This window comes from Okeania sp. SIO2C2, assembly GCF_010692625.1.
Classification (GTDB): Bacteria; Cyanobacteriota; Cyanobacteriia; order Cyanobacteriales; family Microcoleaceae; genus Okeania; species Okeania hirsuta.
Genome location: NZ_JAAHGM010000052.1, coordinates 41,049 through 50,953, shown reverse-complemented (window position 1 = coordinate 50,953; position 9,905 = coordinate 41,049). Strand labels below are relative to the sequence as shown.

Below are 9,905 nucleotides of genomic sequence, written 5' to 3'. Positions count from 1 at the left end.
TCACTAAAGCTTTGAGAAGCACGATCTAGGCTCTGCTTGGTAATCATGCGCAGGATCTGCGCTTTTTCATCGTGGAATAGGTGGTAAATAGAGAAGCTTTCTTCCCCGAAATATTTTCGCTGAATCCGGGTAATTAGTTATCGTATTACTGAGGATTAATGAGTAATGAGTAATGAGTAATGAGTAATATAGTATCCGGATAATTAGTTATTGTATGATGAGAGTCCTCAGTCCTCAGTCCTCAGTCCTCAGCAGGAAGAAAGGATGAGAGTTGGAATTATCTGTGGATATTCCGGCATTTTATGTCTGCATTGAATGGAAGTAGAAAGTGCGATAACTGTATAACCTGATTTTATATTAAATATTGAAGTGTGGATAGAATTATAAGCATATATTATATAACCGGATTCTATATTAAAAGGGGAGGCGCATACCCACAATTTTTCGGTAAGGAAGAAGGAACAGGGAACAGGGAACAGGGAACAGGGAACAGGGAACAGGGAACAGGGAACAGGGAACAGGGAACAGGGAACAGAGAGAAAGGCTATTGAGCAAGAAAAAAACCTAAATTTCCTGTAGATATTCACCCTTGGGTTTACACAAACGATTGCCTTCGGACATGATATAATATTATGTTCGGATAATCAGTTATAAATAAAATTTAAGGACTGACGGTACCAAAGAAATACTTAAATTATCAATACTATTCTCCAATATTTCCTCTTTTTCTCCTTTTTTTCCTCCTGACTCCTGACTTACCCTCCTGGAAGGGGGAGGGGCGAGGGGTGGGTTGACTCCTGACTCCTCACAAAATTTATTTATAAATATTCAACCGTTAGCGTAGCTCCCCCTCCGGGGGAACATGATATAACACCTACCACCTACCACCTAAGAAGTTTATTATCGTTATGTTTACATAAGTTATTTAAGTATTGCCTATCTTTAATAGTCGATATATAATTAAATTTTAATAGTAGTATGAGCAATTTGTCTTAGTTGGTTCTACAGAGAAAACTTAGGAAATATGTCTACTGTCAAAATACGACTAAGGATTCATCATCAAGACCAGCTAATACCGAGGTTGATTTTTTTATGCTCTAAATTCACATTGGCGATCGCTATTGCAGTGTTAACTTTTGTATCTAATAGATGAAGCTATTGGGACTTTGATATTTTTTCCGATGAAAATAGCCAGTCAATCAGATAATTATAGATTTTATAGATTTTTGTAGATTTCTGGGAAGGGTAAATAGAAAAATACCTCAATACCTAAAAAATAGCTTAAACCTAGATATATCAGGAAAGAGGTTAAGAGGCTATCTTTATAATAAACCCCCTATCTTAAAATTCTGCATAACCTTTCCAGTGTGATAATTAATCAAGTAGTATACAACCGAAAAATTGTCAGTATTCTCCTGGAGAAACTACTATCATGTAATCGAAAGGATTTTGTCCTGAAGTCCCTTGATCGTAGCTGAAATAGATTTTTTAGTACTTATTAAGGTGAGGTATTGATATATGCGTTATTGGAGAAACTATCTGGGAGTTATTGCCACTGCTTTAGCCTTAAGTTTCCCTACCTTTGAAGGATTACACCAAGGAGAAAAGTGGAAAATTTCACCTGTATTTGCTCAGGATATTTCTTATAGCAGCTCTAATAATCAATCTGAAATAGGTAGGTTGTTAAAAGAGGGAGAAGAACATTATCAAAATGAGCAATACGAACAGGCATTAGCAAAATTTCAGCAGGTATTAAAACTACGACGAGACAAAGGAGATTTACTTGCAGAAGGTCGTGCTTTATTCTATGTCGGGGCAACTTATGAAAAGCTAGACGAAGGTGAGAAGGCTAAGGATTATTATTGGGAAGTTGTAGGAGTATCTGAAGAAATGGCCGATCAAAAAAATTCTACAAAAACTAACTCTATGTTATGTACAACTCCCAAAGGAAGAGAAAAGTTAGAGGAGGATAACATTCAGATTCAATGTAATTTAGAAAGAGACTCTGGTAGTGTAACTCTTTTATTTGATGAAGATGACAAAAAAGAATCAGAATAACTTAAATAGACATCTCCAGAAAAGAGGGAGTAGGGGTTCAACAATTAATAATTAATAATTAATAATTAACAATTACCTCTCTTTTAAAACTAAGAGGATTGACTTAAAGGAAAAATTTTCTTTATTCTCCTCTTAAAAGGGGATGCTTTAAACCACAATTTTTCGGTAAATAATTAATAATTTATGTAGGATAATTGATTTGATTTTTTATTATTAGAGATGTCTAGTAGACATCTCGACCAAAACAAGGAGTAGGGACGTTGTATGAACGTCTGTACAAAGTAGGCGGAAAGAATTAATGAATAAGAGTACGATAATTAATTTGATTTTTTATGCTCACCAGATGTCTAATAGACTCGCCAATGAATTAATTGAACTAAATAATAGCTTTAGCGATCGCCTATTATTTGGTAATTGCTAAAGCTAAATAAATAAAAAGTATAAAAAGATGTTTAAAAGTAGTGGGAAAAGAATAATTAAAAGACTCATAAATTTTTTTCTAGTCTGCTGCTTGAGTTTAACTTTTTACTTATGCTACGAAACAGTATTTCCTCAAATATTAAATTCTGATCAACCCCAAAATCAGCTAATATCTCAAACTCCACAACAAACTGAAGCAGAAAAATTTTATCAACAAGGCGAACAACTCTACAAAAATGGTAAATATCAGGCAGCTTTAGAAGCTTATCAAAAAGCTTTAGAAATATTCCAATTATTATACAGATTATCAGATAATTCTACTCAATCTCTATCTCTAAAAATAAGTGAAACCCTTCACAGTATTGGAGCCACTTATCAAAAACTAACTGACTATCCCCAAGCATTAGATTATCATCAACAAGCATTAAAAATACGTCGCAAAATTAATGAAAAACAAGGTATTGGTAGTAGTCTAAATAGTATTGGTGCTATTTATTTTCTCCAGGGAAATTATGACCAAGCTTTAAATTACTTGGAGCAAGCTTTAGCAATACGTCAAGAATTAGGAGATTTAGTTAGAGTTGGAGGAACTCAGAATAATATAGCAGCAATTTATCAAAATCAAGCTCAATATTTTCTAGCATTAAAATATTATCAACAAGCTCTACAAACATTCCAGGAATTAGCAAATTTTCAAGGTGAGGCAGCAGTTACTAACAACATCGGCTTAATTTATAAAGAATTAGGTCAGTATGAAAAATCCTTAGAGTGGTATCAAAATGCTCTAGAAATTTATCAAGCAAATAACAATAAAAATGGCGAAGGAAATACAATAAATAATATTGGGCTTACCTATAAATTGCAAAAAAAATATGCTCAAGCATTAACATATTATCAACAAGCTTTAACAGTTAGAGAACAAATAAAAGACAAAGCAGGAATAGGGCAAAGCCTGAATAATATCGGCTTAGTTTATGACCAAAAAGGCGAATATCAAAAAGCATTAGAATATTTGCACCAAGCATTAACAATTTTCCAGGAAATAGGTAATAAAACAGAAGAAGGACATATCCTAGATAGTCTCGGAACAGTTTATAAAAGCCTCAAAGAATATACCCGAGCAGAAGACTACTATCGCCAAGCTTTAACTACTCAAAGAAATGTAGGCGATCGCGCTAGTGAAAGAATAACTTTAAGTAATATTGGAGATTTATTAGTTGCAGAAAAACAGCCGGAAGTAGCAATTATTTTATATAAACACTCTGTAAATGTCACAGAAGAAATTCGGCAAGATTTACAAAATTTTCCTCTAGATAAACGGCAATCCTATGCCGAAAAAATTGCTGATACTTATCGTCGTTTAGCAGATTTATTATTACAGCAAAATAGAGTCACAGAAGCTCAACAGGTTTTGGATTTATTGAAAGTTCAAGAACTAGAAAATTACCTCAACAATGTAGAAGGTAATGAACAAACTTCTGTGGGAATAGAATTATTACCTCAAGAACAAGAAATATTGGATAACTATACCGCTATTCAAGATAAAGCAGTACAACTGAACAAAGAACTCACAGATTTACAGAATATATCACCCACAGATAGGTCGAAAGCTCAACAACAACGTATTACTGACTTAAAAGCAGAAAAACAGCAAATTCAAACAGAATTTCATAACTTGATTTCCAACGAAAATATCGTCAAAATCATACAGGAACTCAAGCAAAAAACTGATGGAGAAAGTATAGATATTACCAATTTAAGTAGATTACAAAATATCCTCAAAATCAAGCAAAATGCTGTACTACTTTATCCCTTAGTTTTGGACGATAGGATAGAATTAATATTAGTGACAAGTCAAGGATTGCCAATACATCGTTCAGTTCCGATTAACAAAACACAGTTAAAAAATGCAATTATTGACTTTAGAGGAGCTTTGACATATCCTAGAAATATAATTAGTGATCAGATAGTACACACAACAGGTCAACAGTTATACAAATGGTTAATAGAACCTTTAGAGACAGAGCTATTTTTAGCGAAAACTAAAACTATTATTTATGCTCCTGATGGTTTATTACGTTATATTCCAATAGCAGCTTTATACGATGGAAAAAAATGGTTAATAGAAAGGTTAAACATCAACAATATTACCGCAGCAAGTCTGACTAATTTTAACAGTAAACCTCTAGGTAAACTCCGAGTATTAGCCGCAGCTTTTAGTCAAGGAAATTATAAATTTCTTGTAGGTTCTAGAGAATTTAGATTCTCAGGATTAAAATTTGCCGGAGAAGAAGTAGAGACCTTAGCCAAAATAATTCCTAATACGACAAAACTACTGAATGAAGCCTTCAATTGGAATGAAATTATTTCACAGGTTAATAAGTATAATATTCTACATTTTGCTACCCATGCAGATTTTGTCAATGGGCAACCAGAAGATTCTTTTATTTTATTTGGTGATGGTAGTCGTTTAACTTTGCGGGATATTACCAACTTATCTTTACCTAATATTAATTTAGCAGTTTTGAGTGCTTGTCGAACAGGAGTAGGTGGTATTTTAAAAGATGGTTCAGAAATATTAGGGTTGGGTTATCAAATGCAACGTGCAGGGGTAAAAACATCTCTGGCAAGTTTGTGGCAAGTTGACGATCTAGGAACGCAAGTACTGATGATTAATTTTTATCGAGCATTGAAAACAGGCAATATGACAAAAGCAGAAGCATTGCGAAAAGCACAACTAGCTTTGATAAATGGGAGTATTAATGAAGAAGAGTCAAAAAGGTTGAGGCATCCTTATTATTGGGCGCCATTTATTTTAATAGGAGATGGGTTGTAGCAGAAGGAAGAAGGAGGAAGGAAGAAGGAAGAAGGAGGAAGGAAGAGGGGAGTTTGGGGAGTGTGGGAGGTGTGATACCAATTTGATAAATGTTTGCTACATTTTCTTGAGTAGGGGAGTATGGGAGAGGTAAAAATAAGAATAATTAACAATAACTAGCTAATAATTATCAAAAAAAATATTCAGTCTTTATTAATTACTTAATAATTGAAGTGTCACCTAAATATAGCATTCTTTTTTCAAATTGGTATAACGCAGGATTTTGGCGATTACGTCGCTGTCGCTCGTAATGACACAATTACGTTACCTTTGCGTAAGTCCTATTAATTAACTGCTCATTATTTCTCAAATTAATTTATTAGTTAATAGCGATGAAAAATGAGCAGTGATTTATATTAATATTGATTGCTAAATAAAACCTTAAACATCGATAGTTTCTAATTTAGCCCAAGTTTGACTACCAACAATTCCATCAACAGTTAAACCATAATACTTTTGAAATTTTTTCACAGATTCTTCGGTTGCTACACCGAATATTCCATCAACTACTAGAGAACCAAATCCAATACCATTTAACCGTCTTTGTAGATATTCTACATCTTTACCTTTACTACTAAAACGCAGAACGGGACGATAATTTGTATCAATTTCGGACGCAATTGTATCTACTACTGCCCAAGTTTGGGAACCAACAATTCCATCAATGGTTAAACTATATTGTTTTTGAAAAGCCATTACAGCTTCCTTTGTAAAATTACCAAATACTCCATCAACTACTAAACTCTTATCAGCAACAGTTGCATTCAAAACTACTTGTAAATCCTTTACATCTTGACCCGTACTACCAAGGCTAACAGTGAGACGAGTGCTGGTGGTTTGAGTTGTATTAGTCATAATTTTCTCCTTGTTTTGTGGATTAATTTAATCGTTGTTTTGTTCAACAATTTAAGTATCATTCAATTTCAAGATAAAATCATTGACAGTTACAGACAAAGCCTGTTGTTATTTTTGACAATTAATCATTGCACTTTTCTGTAGTAAATAAAAAAATAATCAAAATCAAACCCCAACTTAATTTTTCATAAGTCAGGGTTACACTTAATAACTACTCATATTACACTTCACATTAAACGAAGCCTTATCTATTTATGAAATACTCTCCTTTGGAGAAGGCGATCGCTGCTCTAACAAAAAATTATACTGTGGGAGCTTGGAGGTGAAGATTATTAGTCATCAGTAGGTTATATCATGTCCGGATAATTAGTGATAAAAAAACTTTCTCTTTCTGCTCCTGTTCTTCTTCTTTCTTCTTTCTTCTTTCTTCCCTCCTGACTCCTGAGGACTGAGGACTGACTCCTCCGTAGTTATTTATTTGTCACTGTTCAACCGGACATGATATTAGTTATTAGTTTCCACTAGGATATTACGATACAGTTTGACACTTTTGACCCCGTTGTTACGGTAGGTCACGCCGATGCCAGTAATTACCTTACCATTATTACTACCGGGATTAAACTCAGACTCATAGCCGCTATCAGGATCTGTTTCGTTTTGCCTATTAAAAGCAATTGACTGTAAGTTGTTGTCAAGATAATTGTATGTGGAGCTAGCAGGGGTAAGTTCTTGGTAGTGAAGCACCATTTGGCTGAAATCCTTGTCTTTTCCCGTCAACCCAATGCCTGTCAGTACACACCCAGCTGGGACTTCCCCTATGGTTTCGTAATCCTCCTTGTTATAAGTATCAACATTTCCAAACACCTCCCAAATACGCTCGCCCGTAGACATATTAAGGTAGCACACAGCAATACGAGAGAAGTCACCCTTACTGTTGTTAACCTTACCTGCAAAGCCGACTACTACGCGGCCATCGTCAGACTTGCCTGAGTCTAATTCTAAATTACTTGTATCGCCTTTGCTCCACTCTTCCTGATCTTCAGATTTGGTACTGGTAGTTAGCTTAGTTGTACTAGGCTCCTCAACACCATCAAGAACAGCTTGGATGGCTGCGTCGATTTCAGTTTTGCGAACGTCGTCATCGACCACTAACTCCGAAATCCGCTTCAGGGAGTCAGAGGTAAAGTCCACGAGGACGAAATTACCAGAAACCGTTGCAGACCAAGCCTCATACCCCTGCCTCAAAGTTTCGGGAGCGCCACCGATGCACCAAAATTCAGCATTAGAGTCACTGTTCGATTCCGAACTGTAGGTCTCGTGAGAACCAGAAATTTTTGCCGAGTAGTTTGCATAGTTTGTCCTTACTTTCGTTTCTAATTCCCCTCTATTGCTATTACTGAATTTTGAGAAGCTTTGACTATAAGACAAACGACCGCCGAAAAGAGCCTCGTACAGAAAGTGAGTGCCGTATTTTTCCACTAACTCCTTGGCAGTCATGTCGTAGGTGCTGCCATTAGTCTTGTTGTAGACGTCATTCTTGAAATTCTGATCGAGATTATTCAGCGCATAATCGAGATCCAAAGTCAACTTGTAGGAGTGGAGATAGCTGGATTTTTCAAAGTGATAGAAGTAGCTGCTGCTGGTGTAGGATGCGGAATATTTAGCCGAAACTTCGGCGCTAAACAGACCATAGGAACCCTTCAGGTTCGCATCAATCGACATTTTGGTATGCAACTCTTCAGTACTTTCGGAAAAAGATTCTACAACACGAGTGAAGCCTAACACGACAGGAGTGCCTATGGCATCCTTAGGGTAAGAATATTCCCGATCTTGAATCGTGATTACTGCATCTGCTTCGGGCAAATCAAACAGTCGCTGGGCGGTATTGACGGAGTTACCGCGGGCATAGTAACCGTAGATGTCGTAGGTACAGCCAAGATAGTGTATGCCAGTTAGATTGTTAGCCATGTGTTTCTCCAAAATTTTGAATTTTCAAATTGTTGTTTGCTTTCAACAATTTCAGTATCATTCAATTTCAAGGAGAAATCATTGACAGTTACGGACAAACCAGATGGTAACTTCTGACCATTAGTCATTGCACTTTTCGGCAATTCTCCCACCTTCCAAGAGAGGTCGCAAATTACACCTCCCTTGGGTAAAGACTCCCGACGAAATTCTCCTCCCAATCTTTTCGCTAATAAATAGCTGTGCTTTGTACCTTGTTGCTCCTTTCCTGGCTTTAAACCACACCCATTATCCTGTACCTTAAGAATATAATTACCTTCACGTTTTTCCCCCGTAACCACAATTCTAGTTACACCACGAGCGTGTTTACCAACATTACACAAAGATTCCTCCAACCATAAACACAAGTCGCGTTTCATGTCCAAGGTTAAGGAAAATTGAGTAATAGGCGCAAAATTCCGTACTTTGACTCGAATAGTTTGGAAGCAAGGAAGATTGCGTTTAAGGGTTAGGGAATATACTTCGTGAAGTAAATTATGCAAGGGAAGTTTTAGGTCGATAGAGGTTCCTTCCCCCAAGCGAAGAAAATTTTCAGAATTAGCAGATTCTAAAGTTTCTGGTGAAATTACTTGCTTGTTAATTGTATTATTTTTATCCGTAAGACTGTGTCCTACTGCGCGAATTTCAGTATTGAGTTCTTTCAAACGTTGTAAAAATTCTGTTTGAGATATCTGCTGGGTTTGCACATCTCTTTGCAGTAATGCTAGGGTTTGCAGTGGTCCATTATGAATTTGGGTAAAAGCTTGCTCCAAAGCATTTTGGCGAATACTCTGCCGTTCTCTGATTTGAGCATAGTACTGGAGACGTTCGACATACAAGCTTTTCACCATTGACTGGAGACGATTATGCAAAAAAATCAGTGCAGTTTGCACCCCCATTACTGCTCCGAAGGACATGAGTAAATCTAGTCCTCGTAGGGAGTATAGTTCTTCTGGGTTAAAAATAAAGTAGGTCAAAATAGGTCCAGCAACACCTATCCAGAGCAGTATAGTTGCCAAGAACAATCGTTGAGGACGCAGAGTTATCAACATAAACGTCATCAACATCAACGATATTGAGGATATCGGTGGTAAATTATCTACAAGACTAATTTTGGATGAGCTAAACGCCATCAGAGAGTGAAACCAACAAGGCATCACAATAAACATTACACCCTGAAGTATACCCAAATTTATTACTTGTTGCAAGCTCTCGGGTTTTGTATAAAGACGTATCAGTAATATTAAAGATGTAATTGCGAATAGAGGAGGATTAATTAGATGAAGCGGGTAGATATTGGGTTGCAATCTATGGACAATAGTGGCAATAGTAGCACTCACAAATGTTAAAATCAAAACAGCTAGAATCACTCGACGCTTTAGTTTACTTTGGGGATATAAAATAGTAGACATAATAGAGTTGTTGGGAAATAACTGAGGTTGGGAAAAACGAAAATGAAAACAGATATCTTTTGTTAGTAATTTAATTATTTATGCTGCTATCAGGTATAAGTTCCACGGGTCCGGTTGCTGTTAACATTCATTTGTCATCATTTGTAATCTCAATCTTGTTTCATTACAAACAATCCTAACTAAGGTTTATTTGCAGTAACAAAAATGGTATTTAATTTCAAGTCGAATGTTAAATAAAACTATCTCTGGAAATTTTCTATAACCAATGTGCATTTCTAATC

The 9,905-nt window shown here is 35.8% G+C and carries 6 protein-coding genes; 3 read left to right on the top strand and 3 right to left on the bottom strand.

From position 1 onward, the window contains the following. Positions 1–1,518: 1,518 nt before the first annotated feature. From F6K18_RS27880 to F6K18_RS27870, 3 genes are all read left to right on the top strand, one after another. A complete protein-coding gene (locus F6K18_RS27880) occupies positions 1,519–2,058 on the top strand; it encodes a tol-pal system YbgF family protein (RefSeq protein WP_124155593.1) in 540 nt (179 codons plus the stop codon). Positions 2,059–2,356: 298 nt separating this feature from the next. Beyond that, on the top strand, positions 2,357–2,479 hold the full coding sequence (locus F6K18_RS27875) for a hypothetical protein (RefSeq protein WP_282433675.1): 123 nt from the start codon (positions 2,357–2,359) through the stop codon (positions 2,477–2,479). A 27-nt stretch (positions 2,480–2,506) separates the two neighbouring features. Further along, on the top strand, positions 2,507–5,314 hold the full coding sequence (locus tag F6K18_RS27870; RefSeq protein WP_287525638.1) for a tetratricopeptide repeat protein: 2,808 nt from the start codon (positions 2,507–2,509) through the stop codon (positions 5,312–5,314). Between the two features lie 420 nt (positions 5,315–5,734). On the opposite strand, the gene F6K18_RS27865 is transcribed toward F6K18_RS27870, so the two are convergent. From F6K18_RS27865 to F6K18_RS27855, 3 genes are all read right to left on the bottom strand, one after another. Beyond that, the gene (locus F6K18_RS27865) at positions 5,735–6,208 is read right to left on the bottom strand and encodes a peptidoglycan-binding protein (RefSeq protein WP_287525636.1); all 474 of its coding nucleotides are present in this window, start codon (positions 6,206–6,208) and stop codon (positions 5,735–5,737) included. Between the two features lie 504 nt (positions 6,209–6,712). Continuing rightward, positions 6,713–8,176 (bottom strand): MAC/perforin domain-containing protein, encoded by a 1,464-nt coding sequence (locus F6K18_RS27860; protein WP_287525635.1) that lies wholly within the window; start codon positions 8,174–8,176, stop codon positions 6,713–6,715. Beyond that, on the bottom strand, positions 8,161–9,624 hold the full coding sequence (locus F6K18_RS27855; RefSeq protein WP_287525634.1) for a hypothetical protein: 1,464 nt from the start codon (positions 9,622–9,624) through the stop codon (positions 8,161–8,163). Before F6K18_RS27855 ends, F6K18_RS27860 begins: the two co-directional genes overlap by 16 nt. Between the last annotated feature and the right edge of the window lie 281 nt (positions 9,625–9,905).